Here is a 21,851-nt window from a genome sequence, read left to right on the forward strand (position 1 = left end):
CACGAGGGCCCCACGACCCCCGGCCGCGCCTCACCGCACCGCCCCGCGTCATGCGCCCATACGGTCCGGAGCGGCGCGATCCGTCACTCGGTCGTCTTCGGGCGTTTCCGTGGCAGGGTGATGCGGGCAACTGTCAGGAGGCGATGGAATAGGGGGAAATGTGATCGTCTGGCTGAACGGTGCGTTCGGTGCGGGTAAAACCGCCACGGCCCGTGAATTGGTGGACTTCATGCCCGGCAGCACGTTCTACGACCCGGAGCTGGTCGGTAACGGTCTGCGGATGATGCTTCCGCGTAAACGTCTTGAACAGGTGTCCGACTACCAGGATCTGCCCTCCTGGCGCCGGCTGGTCGTGGACACCGGAGCGGCGCTGATCGCGGAGGTCGGCGGTCCGCTCGTAGTGGCGATGACGGTCCTCAGACAGGAGTACCGGGATGAGATCTTCGGTGGTTTCGCGGCCCGTCGCATCCCCGTGCGGCATGTTCTGCTCCACACCGATGAAACGATCCTTCGCGAGCGGATAGCCGGGCGCGAGGAGATACCCGGGGACCGGGACGCGAACGAGTCCATACGCCAGTGGTGCCTGGCCCATCTCGCCCCCTACCGGGCGGCCCTGCCCTGGCTGACCGCCGATGCCCATGTCGTGGACACCACCGGCATCACCCCGCGCCAGACCGCCCAGCACATCGCCGACGCCGTCCGCGACGGCGCCGGGAGCTGCGACATCGTGCAGACCCCGGAGCCGACGGCGGAGACGCTGGCCGCCGGGGTGCTGCTCTTCGACGAGGAGGACCGCGTGCTGCTCGTCGACCCCACCTACAAACCCGGCTGGGAGTTCCCCGGCGGCGTCGTCGAACCGGGCGAACCCCCGATGTGTGCCGGAGTGCGCGAGGTCACCGAGGAGCTGGGCGTACGGCTGGATGAACCCCTGCGGCTGCTGGTCGCCGACTGGGAGCGTCCCCAGCCGCCGGGCTACGGGGGCCTGCGGCTGCTCTTCGACGGTGGCAAGCTGTCCAGCGCGGCCGCCAGGGAGGTGCTGCTGCCCGGCTCCGAACTGCGCGGCTGGCGCTTCGTCACCGAGAGCGAGGCGGCCGCGCTGCTGCCACCGGTGCGGCTGAGCCGACTGCGCTGGGCGCTGCGCGCCCGCGAGCAGGGCCGCCCGCTCTATCTCGAAGCGGGCGTCCCCACCGGCTGACCCACCGGCCCGTCTCGTACTCCACCGGTCCACTTCGTATCCCGCCGGCAGGCCCCGCCCATCCGCGGGGTCCCGCCGCGTCCCACCGCCGGACCGTGCTTTCGCCCCACGGTCCGGAACCGGCCGCGGGGCGACGGCAGGAGGGGGAAGCTCAGCCCTTGCCCGCCGCGTACATCCCCAGGAACAGCGCCTCGGTCAGCGAGAGCTTCTCCAACTCCTGCGGCGAGACGCTCTCGTTGACCGCGTGGATCTGCGCCTCCGGCTCGCTCAGCCCGATCAGCAGGATCTCCGCCTCCGGGTAGAGCGAGGCCAGCGTGTTGCACAGCGGGATCGAGCCGCCCTGCCCCGCGATCGCCATCTCCTGGCCGTCGTACGCCAGGCGCATCGCCTCCCGCATCGCCGCGTACGCCGGGCTCGTGGTGTCCGCGCGGAACGGCTGGCCCTGGCCGACCTGCTCCAGCGAGAGCCGCGCGCCCCACGGCACCGAGGACCGGAGGTGCTCGACGAGCAGCCGGTTGGCCTCGGCCGCGTCCACGCCCGGCGGTACCCGCAGGCTGATCAGCGCCCGCGCGCTCGCCTGGACGGACGGGGTGGCGCCGATCACCGGCGGGCAGTCGATGCCGATCACGGTGACCGCGGGGCGCGCCCAGATGCGGTCGGCGACCGTACCGGAGCCGACCAGCCCGACCCCGTCGAGCACCTTGGCGTCGTTACGGAACGCCTCTTCCGGATACTGCAACCCGTCCCACTCCGCGTCCGCCTCGAGGCCCTTGACGGTGGTCGAGCCGTCCTCGGCGCGCAGCGAGTCCAGGACGCGGATCAGCGCGGCGAGCGCGTCCGGGGCCGCCCCGCCGAACTGGCCGGAGTGCAGATTGCCCTCCAGGGTCTCCACCGAGACCCGCAGCAGCGTCATTCCGCGCAGCGTGGCCGTGACCGTCGGCAGCCCGACCCGGAAGTTGCCCGCGTCGCCGATCACGATGGTGTCGGCGGTCAGCAGCTCCGGATGGGCCTCGGCATAGCGCTCCAGGCCGCCCGTGCCCTGTTCCTCCGAACCCTCGACGATCATCTTGACGTTGACCGGGACCCCGCCCTGCTCCTTGAGCGCCCGCAGGGCGGTGAGATGCATGATCACGCCACCCTTGCAGTCCGCGGCGCCCCGCCCGTACCAGCGGCCGTCGCGCTCGGTCAGCTCGAAGGGCGGGGTGTGCCAGGCGGCCTCGTCCAGCGGGGGCTGCACGTCGTAATGCGCGTAGAGCAGCACGGTCGGGGCACCGGCCGGGCCGGGCAGAAATCCGTAGACGGACTGGGTGCCGTCGGGGGTGTCCAGCAGCGCCACGTCCTCGAACCCCTCGGCGCGCAGGGCATCGGCTATCCAGCGGGCGGCGGCCTCGCATTCCTCGCGCGGGAACTGCGCCGGGTCCGCGACCGACTTGAAGGCCACCAGCTCGGCCAGCTCGGCCCTGGCCCGCGGCTGCAGGGCGGCTACGGTGGCGGCGAGAGGTGCCTTCTCCATGGGGGTCACTCCTGGGATGCGACGGGCAAGCGGCGGGATGCGCTGCGATGGGCACGTATGTACGGCTTGATGCCGCGTGGCCGATCATCCCACAGCGGGGTCATCCGTCGGTGAGCCGTAGGATGCCGGGTAGGCGCATCAGGTCGGTCGATTGGGAGCGGATCCACACGTGAGCAGCGACAACGCAGCCCCGGACAATGAGACGGTATGGGACGTCGTCGTGGTGGGCGCGGGCCCCGCGGGTGCTTCCGCGGCCCATGCCGCCGCCTGCGCCGGACGCCGGGTGTTGTTGTTGGAGAAGGCCGAACTGCCGCGCTACAAGACGTGCGGCGGCGGCATCATCGGTCCCTCGCGCGACGCGCTCCCGCCGGGTTTCGAACTGCCGCTGCGGGAGCGGGTGCACGCGGTGACCTTCTCGCTCAACGGCAAGCTGGCCCGCACCCGCCGCTCCAAGCACGCGCTCTTCGGGCTGATCAACCGACCGGAGTTCGACGCGGCCCTGGTCGAGGCCGCCAAGGACGCGGGCGCCGAGATCCGTACGGGCGTCGCGGTGACCCGTGTCGAACAGCACGGCCCGGCCGTGCCCGACCGGCGCACGGTCGCCGTGGTGCTCGCCGACGGTGAGACGGTGCTGGCACGGGCCGTGGTCGGCGCGGACGGCAGCGCGAGCCGCATAGGCGCGCATGTCGGCGTGAAGCTGGACCAGGTGGATCTCGGTCTGGAGGCGGAGATCCCCGTTCCGCAGACCGTCGCGGAGGACTGGGCGGGCCGGGTGCTCATCGACTGGGGCCCGATGCCCGGGAGTTACGGCTGGGTCTTCCCGAAGGGCGACACCCTGACCGTCGGCGTCATCTCGGCACGCGGCGAGGGCGCTGGGACCAAGCGCTATCTGGAGGACTTCATCGCCCGGCTCGGCCTCGCCGGATTCGAGCCGAGCATCTCCTCCGGCCATCTGACCCGCTGCCGCGCCGACGACTCGCCGCTGTCGCGCGGCCGGGTCCTGGTGTGCGGGGACGCGGCCGGGCTGCTGGAGCCGTGGACGCGCGAGGGCATCTCCTACGCGCTGCGCTCGGGCCGGCTCGCGGGGGAGTGGGCGGTGCGCGTCGCCGAGGCGCATGACGCGGTGGACGCCCGCCGTCAGGCCCTGAACTACGCCTTCGCGATCAAGGCGGGGCTCGGCGTGGAAATGGGCGTCGGCCGCCGTCTGTACACGGCCTTCGCCCGTCGCCCCGGGATGTTCCATGCGGCGCTCACCGGCTTCCGCCCGGCCTGGCGCGTCTTTACGAAGATCACCCGCGGCACCACCACCCTGGGCGACCTCGTCCGCACCCACCCGGCCGCCCGCCGGGCCCTGGCGGCGATGGACCGGGGCTAGGCCCTGTCCGGCGGATCTTCGCGGGCCCGCGACGCCTGGCACGGCGCCCCCAGCTACCGCTGGGACGTGCCCCCGGCTGCGTTGTCGGGATCGTCCGAGTGTGACCCGGTACGAGGCGACCCTCCGCCTTGCGATGCTCCCCCAGCTTCCGCTGGGAGGTGCCCCCTGCCCCAGACGCCGCGGGCCCCGCGGCGCCAGCCGCTGATGTCACAGGCGCGAAGATCCACCGGACAGGACCTATCCGCTTTCGCCCGGGCGTCGCGCGGCGGTCATGCGTCATACGCCGGTGATGCGTCGCGCGGCGGCCCCGAGGCTTCGCCGGTGATGCGTCGCGCGGCGGTCCCGCGTCCTCGTCGGCGATGCGGAGGACCGGGTGCATCCCGGCGGTCCGGGCTCGGGCGGCGCGACGTACTCCGCCGGGAGTACGCGCGGGCACCGCGCAAGGGGGACGCCGGGCCCGCCCGGCCGGTTTAGCGTTGCCCGTATGCACGGATTCACGGGGGAGCACGGTCCCTGGCACCGGCCGGGCGGACGCCGGCGCGAGATGCCCTTCGGCCCACCGCGCTCGGCCGTACCCTGGCCCTCCTCGCTCGCCATCGCCGTCGTCCAGCTGATGGGCACGGGGTTCGCCGCGCATGACCAGCCCGCCCGGGTGGGCCTCGGGCCCGGGGCCGGTGCGCTGCTGCTCGCCGGACCCGCGCTGCTGCTTCTGCGCCATCGCCACCCCGGGACCGTCGTGGTGGGCACGGCGGCGGTGACCGTGGTCTACATCGCCGCCGGATATCCGTACGGGCCCGTCTTCCTCAGCGTCGTCGTCGCCTGTGCGGCGGCCGTCGCCGCCGGGCGGCGGATCGCCGCATGGAGCGCGCTCGGGCTGCTGTGGGGGAGCCATCTGCTCATCGGCCACTGGCTCTACCGCTGGCTGCCGCCGGACGGTGACGGGCCCGTCGGATGGGGGCAGGAGCTGGGGATCACCGCCTGGGCGATGGCGATCGTCGCCGCGTCCGAGCTCGTCCGCGTACGGCGTGAGCGGTGGGTCCGCGAACGGGCCGAACGGGAGGCGGCGGCCCGGCGCCGGGCGGATGAGGAGAGGCTGCGGATCGCCCGCGAACTGCATGACGTCCTCGCCCACAGCATCTCGGTCATCAATGTCCAGGCGGGCGTCGGCCTCGCCCTCCTCGACCAGGACCCCGAGCAGGCCCGCACCGCGCTGACCACCATCAAGGCGGCCAGCAAGGAGGCGCTGGGCGAGGTCCGCCAGGTCCTCGACACGCTGCGGACCTCCGGCGCGTCCGGCGCCGCGCCGCGCTCGCCCGCGCCCGGCCTGGACCGGCTGGAGGAGCTGACCGGGCAGGCGGCGGACGCTGGGCTCGCGGTGCGGGTGGAGGTGGAGGGCGTACGGACGGCCCTGCCGCCCGGCGCCGACCTCGCGGCGTTCCGTATCGTGCAGGAGGCCCTGACCAACATCGTCCGCCACTCCGGCTCCCGGAACGCCCGCGTCCTGTTGCGCTACGCCCCCGGTGAGTTGGAGCTGCGGGTGGACGACGACGGTCCGGCGGCCGGGGGCGAGGTGACGGGCGGCGGCAACGGCCTGGTCGGCATGCGTGAGCGGGCCGCCGCCCTCGGCGGCACGGTGGAGGCGGGCCCCCACCCGGACGGCGGTTTCCGCGTCCGGGCCCGGATCCCGTTCAGGAGCGCGAGGGAGACACCATGAGTGATGGGGACAGGGAAGAGGCCGTGATCCGTGTCGCGCTCGCCGATGACCAGCTCCTCGTCCGCGCCGGCTTCCGCGCCCTGCTGGCCGCGCAGCCGGATATCGAGGTGGTCGGCGAGGCGGCCGACGGGGAGCAGGCGCTGGCGGTCGTGCGGGAGCAACACCCCGATGTCGTCCTTATGGACATCCGCATGCCGGTGCTCGACGGCCTCGCCGCGACCCGTCAGATCACCGGGGACCCGGCCCTCGGCGAGGTGAAGGTGGTCATGCTGACCACCTTCGAACTCGATGAGTACGTCTTCGAGGCGATCCGCTCCGGCGCCTCCGGCTTCCTGGTCAAGGACACCGAACCGGAGGAGCTGCTGCGGGCGGTGCGCGCGGTCGTCGGCGGCGACGCGCTGCTGTCGCCCGGGGTGACCCGCCGCCTCATCGCCGAGTTCGCGGCCCGTTCCAGGGAACCCGCGCCCGCGGCGGCGCTGGCGGAGTTGACCGAGCGGGAGCGGGAGGTGATGGCCCTGGTCGGTATGGGGCTGTCGAACCAGGAGATCGCCCGGCGGCTGGTGGTCAGCCCGCTCACCGCCAAGACCCATGTGAGCCGCACGATGGTCAAACTGGACGTCCGGGACCGCGCCCAACTCGTCGTGCTCGCCTATGAGTCGGGCCTGGTCCGGCCCGGCTGGCTGGGCTGAGCAAGGCCCGGTGCTCAGGGAGCGGTGGCGAGGATGCCAGGTGCTCAGGGCGTTCTCGGAGTCCTTCGCTCAGAACAGCCCCTCCGGGGCCTCCGCCTCCCGCACTCGCGCCGCCACCGGCGCCGTCGTCGGGGCGTCCGCCGCGGCCGCCGTCAGCGGCCAGCCCGCCAGTTGGCGGGTGTCCAGCAGCAGGATCCGGCCGTCCGTCGAGGTCAGGTGGATGTCCGGGCCCGCCACAGCGTCGATCCGACCGGCCACAGTGGCCTCGGGGACGAGCTGGATCAGCCCCAGCGCGGGGCGCACCCGGTCCAGATGGAACGCCGCGTCATGGTGCACTGGCTCGAACGGCGCCAGGGCCAGCGACTCCGGCAGTCCGCCCAGGCCGCGCGCCCGCTGGTGGAGCGCGGCGAGGTCGGCGGCCCGCCGCTCCGGGGGCGGCGCGGCCTCGCGGGCGGTGCGTTTGGCGGCGTAGGGGAAGCGGTCCGGGACGCCGAGCGCGGTGCCCAGCACGGCCTCGGCGCGGCGCGCGGCCATCAGCGGGCCACGGCCCAGCAGGCAGTACGAGAGCGCGGCCTGCTCCAGCAGCCGTGCCCCCTGCCGCTCGGCCGCGGTGATCCCGACCTTGACCAGGTCCGGGTCGAACCAGGCGAGATAGACGTCGTAAGGGCGCGGGTCGTCCGTACGGGTGTCGGCGGCCACGGAGTACGAGCGGTCCAGCCGGGCGCAGTCCGGGCACTGCGCCGATACGGCGGGGGCCGGGACCTCGGCCCCGGCCGGGCACGGGGTGTGCCGGGCGCCTCTGCGGACGCCGACGCAGTCGCGCCGGGGCCCGGTGGTGAAGGAGAGCGGGCGGTCCGGCGTCAGCGGGGAGAGCCGTTCCCCCTGGGCCGGATGGCGCCAGACCAGCGCGGGCCCTCGGTGGCCCCAGCGCGATCCCGCGCACTGCCACCGTGCCGGCCGCGGGGCCTGGGCCATCAGCGCCGCTGCCGGGAGAAGAGCCACAGCGCCCGCACCAGGCGGACGGCGAATCCGACGGTGGCCACCGCGAAGGCGGCTGCCTTCCAGGCCGTGTCCTGGGCCCGGCCCAGGTCGCCGAAGAGCGCGGGGCTCGCGACCGCGACATAGAGCACGGCCGCCAGCAGACCGGCCGTGACCAGGGCGAACACAATCTCGACGGTGAGCGTGTCGCGCTCGTCCTGGGAATGGGGTCCGGTCATCTCGAATCAGCCCTCCGCCTGCTGTCCCGTGGCTGCCGCCGAGTCGGTCCTCCCCGGCTCGCGCTGCCCGTCACGCTGCTTGTGGCGCACATACAGCTGCTTGCGTACGCGTGCCACGACCGTACCGTCCGCGGCGACCACGTCGTTCTCGAACCACGGCAGTGCCTTGCCGCCGTCCGCCGTGGCCTCGCGGATCTCCTCCAGCCGCTCCTCGGTGAGCTTGAAGTCGGCGAACACGTCGCCGCGGCCGGGTGAGACGAAGTCGATCTCGCCGGCCTTGTCCCAGACGATGTAGTCCCGGCCGAGCCGGTTCATCACCAGCAGCATCCAGAACGGGTCGCTCATCGCGAACAGCGAACCGCCGAAATGGGTCCCCACGTAATTGGAGTTGAACCGGTGCAGCCGCAGCCTGACCCGGACACTGCTCCAGTCCTCCGCGAGGTGGACCACCCGCACTCCGGCGAAGAGATAGGGCGGCCACCAGTTCATCGCGCGGCGCAGGCGGCGCGCAGACATCGATCGACGTGACATGTCAGGAAGCTAGCACGTGATATTACCCGTCGGTAACCCAATTGCTCGGCGTATCAGATGCCCGAGCGCTCCCGCCACAGCTCGGCCAGCTTCTCGTCCCCCTCCGTGGTCAGCGCGGTGATCGGCAGCCGGTTCCAGAGCGCGAGATAGAGGTCGCCGGCCGGGCCGCTCAGCTCGCAGTCGGCCGCCCCCTCGCCGTCGCGCTCGGTGCGCGGAACGTCCTGTGACAGCCGCATCGTCCACACCGCGTCATGGTCCGTGGCCCTCACCCGGAACGTGCGCGGGGTGTCCGTGCGCACCCGGGACCGGTCCAGGCCGTGGAAACCAACCAGCAGCTCATCGACCCCGTCGGCCGCGAACTCCGGGGTGAACGGGGAGAGGTCCCCGCCCCGCGCCGACTCCGCGTCGATCCGGTGGATGGCCGTCTCATGGGCCTGGCGCCGGGCCCAGAAGCCCAGCGGGAACTCCGTGGGCAGGAAGGTGAAGCACTTCAGCTCGGGATCGGCATCGGTGAGGGTGCCGACCATCCGTCCATGGACCTCGCGGTACCAGGACAGGATCTCGGCGTCGGCCGGCGCCGGCTCGAGCGTCGGCCGGACCGGGTCCGTCAGGCCCTCGCCGACGATCCGGGCGGCCCAGCCGTGCACCTGGCCGATGTGGGACAACAGGTCACGGACGCGCCAGTCGGGGCAGGAGGGCACCGGGGCGTCCACTCCGGCCTCGGCCGCGGCGTCGGCCAGCAGGCGGCCCTCGCGGTCCACGATTTCGATCAACTCGGCAGTCTCCATGGCGGAATCATGCCAGCCGCCTCCGACATCCACCGGGTCAGGACGGCGAGGATGTCAGTTTCCGGCCGGGCGCACGGCGTTCCGCGTGCCGTACGCGACCACCGCCGCCACGGCCGCCAGTGCCGCGACCGTGGTGAGCGCGATCGGCAGCGAGGACCAGTCGGCGAGGAAGCCGATCGTGGGCGGGCCCAGCAGCATGCCGCCGTAGCCGAGCGTGGAGGCCGCGGCGACCCCGCCCGGCCCCGTCAGCGCGCCCGCCCGCGCGATGGCGACGGGGAAGAGGTTGGCCAGCCCCAGCCCGGTGACCGCGAAGCCCAGGAGCGCGAGCCAGACCGTGGGCGCGAGCGAGCCCAGCAGCATGCCGGCCGCGGCCGTGGTGCCGCCCACGATCAACGCCCTGGTCTGGCCGAGCCGTTCGAGCAGCGCGGTGCCGGTCAGTCGGCCGATGGCCATCATCAGCGCGAAGACGGCGTAGCCCGCGGCGGCGAGTCCGGCGGACGCGTCGAGGTCCTGGTGCAGATGGAGGGCTGCCCAGTCGGCCATCGCGCCCTCGCCGTACGCCGTGCAGAGCGCGATCAGGCCGAAGACGGCGACGAGCCACCGGGCGCGGCCCGGCCGCTCTGCGCCGGGGGACGGCTCGGGGCCGGCGGCGGCGTTCTGGGACTCGGCCGCGGGCCCGGCGCCGTCCCGCGGCGCGGGCGCCGGCAGCGCGATCAGCGTCCGGCCGGCGGCCGCCGCGAGCAGCAGCCCGAAGACCGCGAGCAGCGACAGATGACGAGTGGGGGAGAGGTGGTCGGCGATCAGCCCGCCGAGCCCGGCCCCGGCCATCCCGCCCAGGCTGAAGGCGGCGTGGAAGCCGGGCATGACCGGGCGGCGCAGGGCGGCGATGAGGTCGACCGCCGCGCTGTTCATGGCCACGTTGAGCGCGCCGAACCCGGTGCCGAAGACCAGCAGCACCAGGCCGAGGGCGAGCGCGGAATGGGTCAGCGGCGGCAGCGCGACGGAGCCGGCGAACAGCACACCGGCGGCCACCGTCGTCGGGTGGTTGCCGAAACGGCGGCACAGGCGTCCGGTGGCCATCATCGTGGCCGTCCCGCCCGCGGACACGCCGAGCAGGGCCAGCCCCAGCGCGCCCTCCGAGGCGCTCGTCTGGTCCTTGATCGCGGGGATCCGGGCGACCCATCCGGCGAACACGAAGCCGTCGAGGAAGAAGAACGCGGTGATGGCGGCGCGGAGTCGGGCGAGGTCGCGATCCGCGGTGACGGAGCGGCGCGCGCCCAGGATGGCCGTCCGTGTTTTGTTTGGAGTCGGCACAAAGTGAGAATAGGGGCGTGACCCAGACACGGACAAGGCTCGAGCGCGGCCGAAGCGCTCTTGGCCCGGCACTGGCACTCGTCCACACCGGCCGCGCGCCCACCCGCGCGGTGCTCACGGCCGAGCTCGGGGTGACCCGTGCGACCGCGGGCGCCGTCGCCGCCGAGCTCGAGGCGCTCGGCCTGATCCAGGTCGACTCACGGCCGCTCGGGGCCGCCGGGGCGCAGGGCCGCCCCTCGCACCGGCTGTCGATCGCCCCCCGAGGGCCGGTCGCGCTCGCCGCCCAGGTGCACGCCGACGGGTTCCGCGCGGCGCTCGTCGGGCTCGGCGGCCGGACCGTGGCCACGGCCCCGGGCTGCATGACCGTGCCCGCCGACCCGGCGCATGTCATCGACGCGGTCGTGGAGGCGGGTGCCCGGCTGCTGCGGGAGACCGGCCGCCGCTGTGTGGGCGCGGGGCTCGCTGTCCCGTCCGCCGTCGCCGAACCGGAGGGCACCGCTCTGAATCCGCTGCACGTCGCCTGGCCCGCGGGCGCTCCGGTGCGCGAGCTGTTCAACCGCAGCCTGGCCGCGGCCGGTATCCGCGGCGACGACGGGGAGCCGGTCACCGGCTTCGCGGGCAATGACGTCAACCTGGCCGCGCTCGCCGAACATCGCCATGGCGCGGGCGGCGGCGCCCAGCATCTGCTCTGTGTCGCCACCGGGCACCGGGGCGTCGGTGGCGCGCTGGTGCTCGACGGTCGGCTGCACACGGGCAGCGCGGGGCTCGCCCTCGAGGTGGGCCATCTGACCGTCAACCCCGAGGGCCCGCCCTGCCACTGCGGCAGCCGCGGCTGTCTGGACATCGAGGCCGATCCGCTCGCCTTCCTCACGGCGGCCGGGCGCGACCCGGGCCCGGCGGTGTCCCTGCTGCAGCAGGCCCGCGATCTGCTGCGCGAGGAGTACGCCACGGAGCCGTCCGTACGGGCCGCCACCTGCCAGCTCATCGACCGCCTCGGCCTCGGGCTGGCCGGTCTGGTCAACATCCTCAACCCGGACCGCATCATCCTCGGCGGGCTGCACCGCGAACTCCTGGAGGCCGACCCGGAGCGGCTGCGCGCGGTGGTGGCGGAGCGGAGCCTGTGGGGCCGGAGCGGGGGCGTGCCGATTCTGCCGTGCACGCTGGACCACAACAGCCTGGTGGGCGCGGCGGAGTTGGCGTGGCAGCCGGTGCTGGACGACCCCTTGGCGGCCCTGGGCGTGGGCTGACCACCGCGCGGTCCTTACGGCGGTCACCACTGGCGGCCCCGGGGGAGCGCGTCCAGGTCCGGGGTCGACAGATGGAGCACCTGGTAGCGGTCGCCGGGCTCCGAGGGCGGTGCGGAGTCCTCCCAGAGCGTGAAGTCGATCAGCTCCCAGCCGCGCGGGTCGATGCCGAGGGCCGTCGCGTGGACGCCGTCCGTACGGGCGCGCTCGGCCAGCCGCGCCAGCGCGTCCTCGACAACGGAGGCGGGATCGGCGGCGGCCGGGACCGGCGTGGCGTGGCGGGTGGCCGCGCGCGGCACGGTGCCTGCGGCCGGGCCCCGTTCGAAGGCGAGCCCCTGCCAGTGCTCGACCGTGGGCCTGCCGAAGTCCCGGACGATGCCCTGGAATCCGGGGCCCCACAGAAAGCGGTTCATGGCCTCGGGCGCGGTCCACAGATAGAACGGGGCGTACTGATGGACTGGCGAGCCGTCCACGCCGTGCTCCCGGATGCCGTATGCCTTGAGGCCCAGCCCTGAGAAGTCGTCGAGCAGCGGTCCCTTCGTCTTCACCCGGTCCCGGATGATCCTCATGTCGTAGTCGGCGGGCAGGGTGATCCGGTACTGCATGACGAGCATCGGTGAACTCCTGTCGGCGGGGCGTGCGTTCGCGTGAGTTTCGCTGCGTTCGACTCGATCGTACACACTAGTAGGTACAGAACGGGTAACTACCGGCGCGGGTACTCCCCAGGAGGTACCGGGAGTGTCGTCGACCGTACGACGACCGGGGCACCGTAAGGGAGTGATCCTCGAAGTGGCCATGAGAACGGGCCACGAGACAACCACTCCCGAGGAGCGCGATCATCATGAACCCCCTGGCGCACGGCTTCGCCGACGGCGACGGCCCCGGACCGTGGATTCTGCTCTTCCCGCTGATGTGGGCGCTGGTCGTCGGCGGTGCGGTCTTCCTGTTCAGGCGCGCCGGGCGGCGTGGACGCGCCCCCTGGCGGCAGGGGCGCGTGGACTTCGGCGAGCAATCTCCGATCGCGGTGCTGGGCCGTCGGTTCGCGGCCGGTGAGATCGATGAGGACGAGTACTGGCGCCGACTGTCCGTCCTGGACGAGCAGTTCGGACGCCATGCGAAGGGCGGGGCCCTGTGACCGTCGCTGACGGCGGGGGCGCTGACGCGGGGCGCTCAGGCCGTCCGGGCTGTCAGGGCGGTTGGGGTTGTCCGGGCCGTCGGGGTTGTCCGGACCGTCCCGCCTCGCGGGAGGCGGGACGCCTGCGTGCTCAGCGGGAGGCTGCCGACCGGGCGGCCGCGGGGGCCCGCTCGCGCACCGCAGGCGCCGCGGCCGCGGCCGGTGCCGGGGCCGCGGCGACGGGCGCGGGGGCCGGTGCCGGGGCGACGGGCGCGGGTGCGACGGGTGCGGGGGTGGGTGCCGGTGCGACGGGCACCGGCGCCGGGGTGGTGGCGGGCCCGGGGGTGGGCGCGGGGCCGGTGATGGGCGTGGTGGGCGCCGGCGCCGGGCGGGAGGCGTCCGTGCGATGGGGCGGTGCGGTGCGGCCCGCTCCATGCGCAGTGAGGGGCGACTTGGCGGTGGCGGTGGGCCGCGGCACGGCCAGCGTGAACCAGACGACCTTCCCGCTGCCGTCGTCCCGCGCATGCATCCCCCAGCTCTGGCTGACGGCCGCGACCAGCGCGAGCCCCCTGCCATGCGTGGCGACGGGATCGCATGCCCGAAGGCGGGGCAGCCGCGGATCCTGATCGCGGACCGAAACGGTCAACCGGTCCAGCATGAGAACGATCTCCACCGTGCACTGCTTGTCCGGCTCGGCGTGCCGATGCACATTGGTGAGCAGTTCGGTGACGCCGAGCGCCGCCGGGTCGATGAGCGGATCCAGATGCCAGTAGCGCAACTGCGCCGACACGATTCTGCGGACCTGTCCGATCCGCGACGGCAGGGCCTGCAGCTCCACCGTGCACTGCCTGCTAGGACGACTGATCACGGCTGCGACTCCCTGAAGAAGTTGGGGCTAGCCTGATTCAGATGCGGGCGACGAACACGTTCAGCAGTGGTGGCTGCTGGGCGCGACCGGTGGGACGGTTCTCTGCGTCACCGCTTGTTGACCCTCAGTGATACTGATACACGTCCAGGGTCGGTCCCACCGCTCGCATGCGCAACTCGGCCACTTCACCGCTTCTGGGAGTGCCCCCGAGCGGACCGGACGGCGTCGAGGAAGCGGCTGGCGGCCCCGGAGCCGGACTTGGCCGAGGTGGACTTGGTGTCCTGCGAGCCGAGGGTGAGGCGGTAACGGGTGCCGTTCACGGTGGCCATGGCCTGGTCCCCGTCCACGAACCAGGGCTTGCTGGCGCGCACCGACTGCACCGGCGCGCTGTCGATCTCGCGGCCGTAGCTGGTGAGCAACTCCAGCCTGCCGTCCTTGATCAAGACCTGTCCGGCGCGGGTGACCGAGCGCAGGAACCGCTCGATCCGCACTCCCCTGGCGTTGAACTCGTTATCGGCCATCACAACCGCCTCCCCGATGGCTCCGACTGGCGCTTCTGCCGCCGTCTCTCATTTTCCCTGCTGCGCAGTGTGCCCGGGACCGGCCCCGGGCACCAGGGCGCACTGGGGGACAATGAGGATCGAAACGGCACGAGTATGCCACCTGGGCTGGGTGTGGGCACAAGCAGGAGGAGTGGGCGTTGGACGGCACGGCGCGCGGGATCATCAAGACGATCGACGTGGACCGCAGCGACCACGGCTATCGCGAGTGGCTGAAGGAGGCCGTCCGAAAGGTGCAGGCGGACGCCCAGCGGTCCGCGGACACCCATCTGCTGAGCTTCCCGCTGCCCGAGCGCTGGGGGATCGACCTCTACCTCAAGGACGAGTCCACCCATCCCACAGGGAGTCTCAAGCACCGTCTGGCACGCTCGCTGTTCCTCTATGGGCTGTGCAACGGCTGGATCCGGCCGGGCAAGCCCGTGATCGAGGCGTCCAGCGGCTCGACCGCCGTATCCGAGGCGTACTTCGCCAAGCTGATCGGGGTGCCCTTCATCGCGGTGATGCCCCGCACGACCAGCCGGGAGAAGTGCCGCCTGATCGAATTCCATGGCGGCCAGTGCCATTTCGTGGACGACCCGCGGACGATGTACGAGGAGTCCGCCGCCCTCGCGGCGGAGTCCGGGGGGCACTACATGGACCAGTTCACCTACGCCGAGCGGGCCACGGACTGGCGCGGCAACAACAACATCGCGGAGTCGATCTATCAGCAGATGCGTCTGGAGCGGTATCCCGAACCGGCATGGGTCGTCGCCACGGCGGGCACCGGAGGCACCTCGGCGACCCTCGCCCGCTATGTCCACTACATGCAGTACGACACCCGGGTGTGCGTCGCCGACCCGGAGAACTCCTGCTTCTTCAACGGCTGGGTCCACCATGACGACGACGCCTCCAGCGACCACGGTTCACGCATCGAGGGCATCGGCCGCCCCCGGATGGAGCCCAGCTTCGTGCCGGGTGCGATCGACCGGATGATGAAGGTCCCGGACGCGGCGAGCGTCGCGGCCGTGCGCGCCCTGGAGCGGGCCATCGGCCGTAAGGCGGGCGGCTCCACCGGGACGGGGCTGTGGAGCGCGCTGCGGATCGTCGCGGAGATGGTCGCCGCGGGGCGGACCGGGAGCGTGGTGACGCTGCTGTGCGATCCGGGGGAGCGGTATCTGGACAAGTACTACTCGGACGCGTGGCTCGAGGAGCAGGGGCTGGACATCGAGCCGTATGCGAAGACGCTCGACATCTTCCTCACTACGGGGAACTGGACCGACTGACGGCGCTCACGGCCGGATCGGCCGACCTGCGCCCGTACGGCCGTCAGGCCGCCGCCACCATCCGGTCCAAGTTCCGCACCGCTTGGTGGAACGCGCGCCGCAGACCCGGCCGCATCGCCCGCACGACACCGCGCAGCAGTACCGTGCCGTCCACCGCGAACACATACCGCACCACGGTCCCGCCGCCGTCCGAGGGCCGCAGCGTCCACTCCTCCAGCAGCGCCCGCAGCCCCGGTGCGTTGGTCTCGTCGACGCGGTAGGCGTAGCGCTCGTGCGGATCGGCCGCCATGACCGTCTCGCGGAAGCGGCCGCCGCCCACGAGGCGGATCGCCCTGCCCTTGCCGCCGTCCGTGGAGCGGGCGTCCTTCACCGCCCGGAACCACCGCGGCCAGCCCTCGACATCGGTGAACGCCTCGAACACCGCCTCGGGAGAGGCCGAGACCTCGGCGACGAAGACGAGCCGCAACGGTGCGGTCTCGGCGTACTCCAGTCCGACGGAACGCAACCGGTGTGTCATGGACACACGATAACTGTCGGGGTGTCAGATGTCTGCGGTGCGGGACGGCTCGCCCGCCACCACCAGCTCCGGCAGATACTCCGAGATCTCCGCCCGCGCCTCCTCCGGCAGCCCCGGGTCCGTGACCAGCGCGTTCACCTGGTCCAGCGAGGCGAAGGAACTCAGCCCCACCGTGCCCCACTTGGTGTGGTCCGCGACCACCACGACCCGCCGCGCGGCCCTGACGAAGTGGCGGTTGGTCTCCGCCTCCGCGAGATTCGGCGTCGACAGACCTGCCTCCACCGATATGCCGTGCACTCCGAGGAAAAGCACATCGAAGTGGAGCGAGCGCACCGCCGCGTCCGCGACCGGCCCCACCAAAGTGTCCGACGGCGTGCGCACCCCGCCAGTGAGCACGACGGTAGCCGCACCGGGCCGCGGGCCCACCCCGCCGAGCGCCGCCGACCGCTGGGCGTTGTAGAACACATCGGCCACCCGGACCGAGTTCGTCACCACGGTCAGATCCGGCACCTCCAGCAGCTGCTGGGCCAGCGCGAAGGCCGTGGTGCCCCCGGCCAGACCGATCGCGGTACCCGGCGTGGCCATCGCGGCCGCCGCCTTCGCGATGTCCTCCTTGGCGCTCAGCTCGAGGCCCGATTTGGCCTCGAACCCGGGCTCGTACGTGCTCGCCTCGGCCACCGGCACGGCCCCGCCGTGCACCTTCTCCACCACACCCAGCCGGGCCAGCGCGTCCAGATCGCGACGAACCGTCATGTCCGAGACATTGAGCTTGCGCGTCAGCTCGTTGACCCGCACCCCGCCGCGCCGCCTGACCTCGTCGAGGATCAGGGCGCGGCGCTGCTCCGCGAGGAGGTTCTGGTTGTCGCTCACCCTGCCTCGTCTCCCTCCGGTCGACCCTCGCGCCCGCGCGTTCATCTTCGCATGAGGCGAGGACAGCCGGTCGCCACAGCACCCGGGGTTACGATTTCGCCACGCCCGCCCTGTCAGGGTCGGGGGAGGTGGCCGATGGGCACAATCCTGGAGCAGAACGACCGCACCACACCGGAATCGGGGGACACGGTGCCAGCGACCATGCCTACGGACACGCCGGGCGACGCGGCGCAACGGGCGACGGCAGCCCGTAAGGGCGGAGCACCGCCGCCCGATCTCGAACTCCTCGTCCACGGAGTGGGCGGCACCACCCCCGAGGAGATGCTGCGCGATCCGCGCACCTGCCGGGTCACCGGCGACGAGACCGCGGCGGTCTACCGCAGGGCGGACGATGTCGACGCCGAGCAGCGCCCGCCGGAGGACCGGGAGGGACCGGACCGTGAGGGTCCGATCCGTGAGGCGTACGTATGGTGCAACCTCACCTCGGGCAACAGCTCCCGCGCCCTGTGGCTGCTTTTACTGCCGTTCATGGTCGCCAACCTCGCCCACTGGATGCGGCCCCCGGCCGACCGGCGCGAGCGGACCGTGCGCACCTACGGCCTGTTCGTACGGCTCGTGGCGCTCACCTTGACCGTGCTGCTGATCGCCGGGGCCTGCGAGGTGGCCCTGGACCTGATCGCCTGGCAGTGTGCCGGCTCGGCCGACTGCGCCGGGGGCAAGTCCTGGCTCGGCTTCCTGTCCCCGGAGAACCACGGCTGGTGGAGCCAGCCCGGCCGCAGGCTCGCGCTCGCCGTGGTGCTGCCCGGCGCGCTCACCGGACTGCTGTGGTACCTGTCCAACCGCACCTGGAGCGCGTACGAGTCCTCCCCGCCGCTGGAGCGCCCGGTCGACGAGTCCGCCCCCGAGGCGGGCAACCGCCCCGCCCTGTGCCTGCCCGGCTTCTGGTACGGCCGCAGGATCGTGGCCCGGCTGCGTGCCGCGCACACCGCCGCCGGCTTCCTCACCATCGCGGCGGGCCTGACCCTGCCCACCACCACCTACGACCGCAAGCCGGGCGGCGGCGGGCTGCAGGACGCCGCGGGCTGGGCGCTGCTGACGCTGCTCGCCGCGGGCGCGGTCGCGGTGGTGGCCGTGGTGTGCTATCGCGGCCGCAGCGAGACCAAGGTCGACGGGGAGCTGGACCGCATCACCATCACCGCGCTGCCCGGCGCGGCCCTCGCGGTGCTGGCGCTCTCCGTGCTGTATGCCGGATGGTCCCGCCCCGGCTGGGCCTCCACCGGCAAGCTGCCGGGCAACCAGGCGTTCTGCGCCATCGCCATAGGGGAGGGCGCGCTGATCGTGACCATGGCGGTGTGCGCTCTGGTCCTCCGCCGGTCCGCTCCCGGCCGCACCCCGCTGTACGGACTCGCGGGGCCCGCCGTCGCCGTGCTCGCCTGCGGACTCGGCGCGGTGCTCGCGGGCGGTGTCGCCCAGCGCTTCGCCGACTGGCTGGACGGCGGCGCCACTCCCGGTGAGGGGCCGGGCATCGCCCCGCCGGTTCTGCTGACCTGGCTGGCCACGGCCATCCCCGCGCTGCTGCTCGCCCTGGTCGTACTGCTGCTGATCTTCACCGTAAGGGTGTGGCGGGTGCGCAACCGGCTGCTGCCGACCATCATGGACGGCTATCCGGGGGAGCGGCCCGACTCGGTGCGCACCCGGCGGATCGCGCGCACGATCGCCCGCGCCGGTCTCACCGACTCCGCCCCGTGGATCGTCGGCCCTGTCGCGCTGCTGACCCTGCTGTTCGGCGCCGCCGCCGTCGCCGGGGCCTGGGTCACGGACCAGGTGCCGGGACGGGCCGCCGACGGCGCGCCCGGGGCGGTGGACGCCGCCGCCCAGACCGCGCAGGCGCTGGGCTCCTGGCTGATGGGGCTGGCCTTCCTGATGCTGGTCACCTGGGCCCGCCGCGCCTACCGCAGCCCCTCCGCCCGCCGCACCATCGGCATCCTGTGGGACGTGGGTACCTTCTGGCCGCGCGCTGCCCACCCCTTCGCGCCCCCGTGCTACGCCGAGCGGGCGGTGCCCGATCTGACCTGGCGGATGGAGACCTGGACCCGCCGGCACGGCGGCCGGCTGGTCATCTCCGGCCACTCCCAGGGCAGTGTGCTGGCCGCCGCGGCCGTCTGGCAGCTGGACCACCGCACCCGCGGCCAGGTCGCGCTGCTCACCTACGGCTCACCACTGGAGCGGCTGTACGGGCGCTGGTTCCCCGCCTACTTCGGGCCCACGCAGCTGCTCTCGCTCCACGGCGAGGTGCGCTACTGGCGCAATCTGTGGCGCTACACCGACCCGATCGGCGGTCCCATCCGGCTGCCCGACGGCAGCGGGCCCGAGGTCGACTGCGACGCGCTCAAGGACCCGCTGGTCTACGGCCGTACGCCCGAACACCCGCTGCCCGCGCCGATCCTGGGGCATGGGGACTACCAGGCCGACCCCGTCTTCGACCGGGAGCGGGCCGGGCTGCTGGCCCGGCTCCCGGAGCAGACGCCGCCACCTCCGCAGGAGGGGGCCGCCGGTCAGATGAGCTCCGGCAGATCCTCGGGATAGAGCAGCGTGAGATCGTCCGTGGTCGGGTCGCTCAGCTGGGCGACCCGGCCCGCATGTCGCTCCACCATCGCCTCGAAGGTCTGCCGGGCGGTGCGGCCGTTGCCGAACGCCGGGCCCTTGGGAAGCGCCGTGAAGTACTTCAGCAGCGCCTCCGCCGCCCCGTCGCCGATCCGGTACTCATGCTCCTCGGCCTGCTGCTCCACGATCCGCAGCAGCTCCTCCGGGGCGTAGTCGCCGAAGGTGATGGTGCGCGAGAAGCGGGAGGCCACACCGGGGTTGACGGACAGAAAGCGCTCCATCTCGGCGGTGTACCCCGCGACGATGACCACGACCGCTTCCCGGTGGTCCTCCATCAGCTTGACCAGGGTGTCTATCGCCTCCCGGCCGAAGTCCCGGCCGGAGTCCTCCGGCGAGAGGGCGTACGCCTCGTCGATGAACAGCACCCCGCCGCGCGCCCGGTCGAACGCCTCCTGGGTGCGTATGGCCGTGGAGCCGATGTGCTCACCCACCAGGTCCACCCGGGAGACCTCCACCAGATGGCCGCGCTCCAGCACCCCCAGGGAGGCCAGGATCTCCCCGTAGAGCCGGGCGACCGTCGTCTTACCGGTGCCCGGGGAGCCGGTGAAAACCAGATGGCGGCGGACGGAGGCGGCCTTGAGCCCGGCCTCCTGGCGCCGCCGGCCCACCTCGATCATGTCGGTGAGAGCGCGCACCTCGCGCTTGACGCTCTCCAGCCCGACCAGTGTGTCGAGTTCGCCCAGCACCGCCGAGGACGGGCGGACGGAGACCGGGGGCTCGACGGCGGGCGCGGAGGTCTGGACGGACCGCTGCGACGGGACGCCGCCCAGCAGCCCGCCCGTCGAGGCGGCGGTCTCCACGGCAGGCGCGGTGAGCGGGGGCTGGCCGGGCATGGTCGGGGAGCCCAGCGCCGTGGTGGCGCTCTCGTCGCTGGTGCAGTCCTCGACGAGCGGCCCCGCCTCGGCGAACTCGTACCCGCCGCGCGCACACCGCTCCGTACGGCACCGGGTCATGGTGGTGCGGCAGCCGTCGATGATGTGGAAGCCGTAGCCCCCGCTGCCGGTCACCCGGCAGCCGGTGAACGTGCCCCGGCCCTCGGCGGACACATAGAACCCGGCCTCCGTCGGCCCGGAGACCGTGGTGCGCTCGACCGTCGGATCGGCGCCCTTGGTGACGATCACTCCGGTGGAAGCCCCGTCTATCGTGCAGTTGGCGAGCGTGCCGCCGCTCCCGTGGTCGCGGAACCACGCCCCGGTGGCCGCCTCCCGGATGCGGCAGTCGTCCAGCTGGACGATGGCCCCGTCGCTGACCGAGACCGCGGTGGAACGCACCTGGGACAGATCGCTGTCGACCACATCGACCCGCGACCCGCGGTCCAGCACGAACAGCGCGTCCGGCACCTCGCGCACCCGGCACGAGTCGAGCACGGCGGTCGCCCCGTCGCTCACCCACACCGCCGGATAGTCGCCGGTGCTCTCGTGCAGCTCGCACTGGTTGGCGTCCACCCGGGTGCCCGGGTCCCATACCGACAGGCCGTTGCGCCCGAACCGGCGCACCGTGGAGCGGGTCAGCGTCAGCACCGAACGCGACCTCAGATCGATCGCGTTCTCCGGGATGTCATGGATCTCGCAGTCGGCGAGCGTGAGCACCGCGTCCGTGTCCAGGTTGACCCCGTCGGACGTCGTACGGTGCACCCGGCAGTCGGTGAGATGCCCGGTCGCGCGGGCGGAGACCTGCACCCCGGCGCCCCTGATCTCGTACACCTCGCAGCCGACGGCCTCCAGCGAGGAGCCCTCACCGGTCAGCGAGAACCCCGCCCCGGACGCGTGGTGGACCCGGCAGCGGTCCAGGCGCGGGCGGGCGCCGCCGCGCACCGCCACCCCGGACTGCCCGGCGGCCACCACCTCGCACTCCTCGAACACCCCGCCCGCGCCGTCCAGCACGCTGAGCCCGATGCCCGCGGGGTTGTCCACGGTGCAGCGCCGCACAGTGGGACGGGCGCCGCCGCGCACCTCGATGCCGACCGCCGAGCGCGTGGCGACCCGTACGTCCGACACCTCTGGGGTGGCGTCCTCGATCAGCAGGGCGGGGGCGGCGGAGTCCTGGCCCTCGACATGCAGATCCTGGACCACGGCGGAGGCACGTATCGTCAGTGCGACTCCGTCCACCGGCGCGATGCGCACCGAACCGCGTGCCGAGCCCTCGGGGCCGCGCAGTGTGACGGCCCGGACCACCACCAGATTCTCGCGGTAGGTGCCGGGCGAGATGGAGAGCACGTCACCGTCCCCGGCGGCCTCCAAGGCCGCCGTGAGGGAGGCGTACTCTCCGGTGCGGCGCCGCCACCGCGACGTTCCGCTGTGCGTCACCTGGACGACCGAGCCCTGTGCCATGGTGCTGCTGTGCCCCCACCTCGTGCGTTGCCGGTGTGCGCGCCTGGCCGCCGCTGCTGACTGCCGCTGCGCATATGGAATGCCCC

At 72.9% G+C, this 21,851-nt stretch carries 20 protein-coding genes; 8 read left to right on the plus strand and 12 right to left on the minus strand.

Features of this window, described 5'->3' with window-relative positions:
* Positions 1-160: 160 nt before the first annotated feature.
* Positions 161-1,195, plus strand: coding sequence for an NUDIX domain-containing protein (locus ACFYOY_RS34105; protein ID WP_351894078.1), 1,035 nt, complete (start codon positions 161-163; stop codon positions 1,193-1,195).
* Positions 1,196-1,346: 151 nt separating this feature from the next.
* Here the strand turns inward: ACFYOY_RS34105 and ACFYOY_RS34110 are convergent, their stop codons facing one another.
* A complete protein-coding gene (locus ACFYOY_RS34110; protein ID WP_351894081.1) occupies positions 1,347-2,708 on the minus strand; it encodes a dipeptidase in 1,362 nt (453 codons plus the stop codon).
* Between the two features lie 169 nt (positions 2,709-2,877).
* Here ACFYOY_RS34110 and ACFYOY_RS34115 point away from each other — a divergent pair, with 169 nt between their 5' ends.
* The 3 genes from ACFYOY_RS34115 to ACFYOY_RS34125 all read left to right on the plus strand — a co-directional run bounded on the left by ACFYOY_RS34115 (position 2,878) and on the right by ACFYOY_RS34125 (position 6,486).
* Positions 2,878-4,083 carry a geranylgeranyl reductase family protein gene (locus tag ACFYOY_RS34115; RefSeq protein WP_351894085.1) on the plus strand — a complete coding sequence of 402 codons (1,206 nt, stop codon included), beginning with the start codon at positions 2,878-2,880 and terminating at the stop codon, positions 4,081-4,083.
* Between the two features lie 484 nt (positions 4,084-4,567).
* Positions 4,568-5,797 carry a sensor histidine kinase gene (locus tag ACFYOY_RS34120; protein ID WP_388591356.1) on the plus strand — a complete coding sequence of 410 codons (1,230 nt, stop codon included), beginning with the start codon at positions 4,568-4,570 and terminating at the stop codon, positions 5,795-5,797.
* 23 nt (positions 5,798-5,820) lie between these two features.
* A complete protein-coding gene (locus ACFYOY_RS34125) occupies positions 5,821-6,486 on the plus strand; it encodes a response regulator transcription factor (protein WP_351894422.1) in 666 nt (221 codons plus the stop codon).
* Positions 6,487-6,555: 69 nt separating this feature from the next.
* Here the strand turns inward: ACFYOY_RS34125 and ACFYOY_RS34130 are convergent, their stop codons facing one another.
* From ACFYOY_RS34130 to ACFYOY_RS34150, 5 genes are all read right to left on the minus strand, one after another.
* On the minus strand, positions 6,556-7,461 hold the full coding sequence (locus tag ACFYOY_RS34130; RefSeq protein ID WP_388591434.1) for a DUF2797 domain-containing protein: 906 nt from the start codon (positions 7,459-7,461) through the stop codon (positions 6,556-6,558).
* Positions 7,461-7,703, minus strand: a complete 243-nt coding sequence (locus tag ACFYOY_RS34135; RefSeq protein ID WP_351894090.1) for a DUF6332 family protein — start codon at positions 7,701-7,703, stop codon at positions 7,461-7,463. Before ACFYOY_RS34135 ends, ACFYOY_RS34130 begins: the two co-directional genes overlap by 1 nt.
* 6 nt (positions 7,704-7,709) lie before the next feature.
* Positions 7,710-8,219 carry a DUF4442 domain-containing protein gene (locus tag ACFYOY_RS34140; RefSeq protein ID WP_351894093.1) on the minus strand — a complete coding sequence of 170 codons (510 nt, stop codon included), beginning with the start codon at positions 8,217-8,219 and terminating at the stop codon, positions 7,710-7,712.
* Between the two features lie 68 nt (positions 8,220-8,287).
* On the minus strand, positions 8,288-9,022 hold the full coding sequence (locus ACFYOY_RS34145; RefSeq protein ID WP_351894095.1) for a maleylpyruvate isomerase family mycothiol-dependent enzyme: 735 nt from the start codon (positions 9,020-9,022) through the stop codon (positions 8,288-8,290).
* A 54-nt stretch (positions 9,023-9,076) separates the two neighbouring features.
* Positions 9,077-10,336 (minus strand): MFS transporter, encoded by a 1,260-nt coding sequence (locus ACFYOY_RS34150; protein ID WP_351894097.1) that lies wholly within the window; start codon positions 10,334-10,336, stop codon positions 9,077-9,079.
* Positions 10,337-10,353: 17 nt separating this feature from the next.
* Here ACFYOY_RS34150 and ACFYOY_RS34155 point away from each other — a divergent pair, with 17 nt between their 5' ends.
* Positions 10,354-11,583 carry an ROK family protein gene (locus ACFYOY_RS34155; RefSeq protein WP_388591359.1) on the plus strand — a complete coding sequence of 410 codons (1,230 nt, stop codon included), beginning with the start codon at positions 10,354-10,356 and terminating at the stop codon, positions 11,581-11,583.
* Positions 11,584-11,606: 23 nt separating this feature from the next.
* On the opposite strand, the gene ACFYOY_RS34160 is transcribed toward ACFYOY_RS34155, so the two are convergent.
* Complete coding sequence (locus ACFYOY_RS34160; protein ID WP_351894099.1) at positions 11,607-12,194, minus strand: DUF4865 family protein; 588 nt, start codon at positions 12,192-12,194, stop codon at positions 11,607-11,609.
* A gap of 227 nt (positions 12,195-12,421) precedes the next feature.
* Between ACFYOY_RS34160 and ACFYOY_RS34165 the strand changes: the two genes are divergently transcribed.
* Complete coding sequence (locus ACFYOY_RS34165; protein WP_351894102.1) at positions 12,422-12,715, plus strand: SHOCT domain-containing protein; 294 nt, start codon at positions 12,422-12,424, stop codon at positions 12,713-12,715.
* Positions 12,716-12,845: 130 nt separating this feature from the next.
* Here the strand turns inward: ACFYOY_RS34165 and ACFYOY_RS34170 are convergent, their stop codons facing one another.
* Together ACFYOY_RS34170 and ACFYOY_RS34175 are read right to left on the minus strand one after the other, a co-directional pair.
* Entirely contained in the window at positions 12,846-13,562 is a 717-nt protein-coding gene (locus ACFYOY_RS34170; RefSeq protein WP_388591361.1) for an ATP-binding protein, read from the minus strand.
* Between the two features lie 185 nt (positions 13,563-13,747).
* Positions 13,748-14,083 (minus strand): hypothetical protein, encoded by a 336-nt coding sequence (locus tag ACFYOY_RS34175; protein ID WP_059145517.1) that lies wholly within the window; start codon positions 14,081-14,083, stop codon positions 13,748-13,750.
* Positions 14,084-14,262: 179 nt separating this feature from the next.
* Here ACFYOY_RS34175 and ACFYOY_RS34180 point away from each other — a divergent pair, with 179 nt between their 5' ends.
* Positions 14,263-15,384: a PLP-dependent cysteine synthase family protein gene (locus ACFYOY_RS34180; protein ID WP_351894107.1), complete on the plus strand. Its 1,122-nt coding sequence runs from the start codon at positions 14,263-14,265 to the stop codon at positions 15,382-15,384.
* A gap of 43 nt (positions 15,385-15,427) precedes the next feature.
* Here ACFYOY_RS34180 and ACFYOY_RS34185 read toward each other — a convergent pair whose 3' ends face one another.
* Both ACFYOY_RS34185 and ACFYOY_RS34190 read right to left on the minus strand, forming a co-directional pair.
* Positions 15,428-15,901, minus strand: coding sequence for an SRPBCC family protein (locus ACFYOY_RS34185; RefSeq protein WP_351894111.1), 474 nt, complete (start codon positions 15,899-15,901; stop codon positions 15,428-15,430).
* Between the two features lie 24 nt (positions 15,902-15,925).
* On the minus strand, positions 15,926-16,771 hold the full coding sequence (locus ACFYOY_RS34190; protein ID WP_014058797.1) for a DeoR/GlpR family DNA-binding transcription regulator: 846 nt from the start codon (positions 16,769-16,771) through the stop codon (positions 15,926-15,928).
* A 135-nt stretch (positions 16,772-16,906) separates the two neighbouring features.
* Between ACFYOY_RS34190 and ACFYOY_RS34195 the strand changes: the two genes are divergently transcribed.
* Positions 16,907-19,357: a hypothetical protein gene (locus tag ACFYOY_RS34195; RefSeq protein WP_351894117.1), complete on the plus strand. Its 2,451-nt coding sequence runs from the start codon at positions 16,907-16,909 to the stop codon at positions 19,355-19,357.
* Here the strand turns inward: ACFYOY_RS34195 and ACFYOY_RS34200 are convergent.
* Complete coding sequence (locus tag ACFYOY_RS34200; protein ID WP_351894119.1) at positions 19,327-21,765, minus strand: right-handed parallel beta-helix repeat-containing protein; 2,439 nt, start codon at positions 21,763-21,765, stop codon at positions 19,327-19,329. The genes ACFYOY_RS34195 and ACFYOY_RS34200 overlap by 31 nt on opposite strands.
* Positions 21,766-21,851: the final 86 nt, after the last annotated feature.

Source organism: Streptomyces sp. NPDC007875, assembly GCF_042868035.1.
In the GTDB taxonomy this organism is placed as follows: Bacteria; Actinomycetota; Actinomycetes; order Streptomycetales; family Streptomycetaceae; genus Streptomyces; species Streptomyces antimycoticus.

Coding starts and splice junctions, on each gene's coding strand:
- ACFYOY_RS34200 (WP_351894119.1), bottom strand. CDS start 21,765: ATGGCACAGGGCTCGGTCGTCCAGGTGACGCACAGCGGAACGTCGCGG.
- ACFYOY_RS34135 (WP_351894090.1), bottom strand. CDS start 7,703: ATGACCGGACCCCATTCCCAGGACGAGCGCGACACGCTCACCGTCGAG.
- ACFYOY_RS34175 (WP_059145517.1), bottom strand. CDS start 14,083: ATGGCCGATAACGAGTTCAACGCCAGGGGAGTGCGGATCGAGCGGTTC.
- ACFYOY_RS34145 (WP_351894095.1), bottom strand. CDS start 9,022: ATGGAGACTGCCGAGTTGATCGAAATCGTGGACCGCGAGGGCCGCCTG.
- ACFYOY_RS34165 (WP_351894102.1), top strand. CDS start 12,422: ATGAACCCCCTGGCGCACGGCTTCGCCGACGGCGACGGCCCCGGACCG.
- ACFYOY_RS34110 (WP_351894081.1), bottom strand. CDS start 2,708: ATGGAGAAGGCACCTCTCGCCGCCACCGTAGCCGCCCTGCAGCCGCGG.
- ACFYOY_RS34185 (WP_351894111.1), bottom strand. CDS start 15,901: ATGACACACCGGTTGCGTTCCGTCGGACTGGAGTACGCCGAGACCGCA.
- ACFYOY_RS34140 (WP_351894093.1), bottom strand. CDS start 8,219: ATGTCTGCGCGCCGCCTGCGCCGCGCGATGAACTGGTGGCCGCCCTAT.
- ACFYOY_RS34195 (WP_351894117.1), top strand. CDS start 16,907: ATGGGCACAATCCTGGAGCAGAACGACCGCACCACACCGGAATCGGGG.
- ACFYOY_RS34120 (WP_388591356.1), top strand. CDS start 4,568: ATGCACGGATTCACGGGGGAGCACGGTCCCTGGCACCGGCCGGGCGGA.
- ACFYOY_RS34130 (WP_388591434.1), bottom strand. CDS start 7,461: ATGGCCCAGGCCCCGCGGCCGGCACGGTGGCAGTGCGCGGGATCGCGC.
- ACFYOY_RS34160 (WP_351894099.1), bottom strand. CDS start 12,194: ATGCTCGTCATGCAGTACCGGATCACCCTGCCCGCCGACTACGACATG.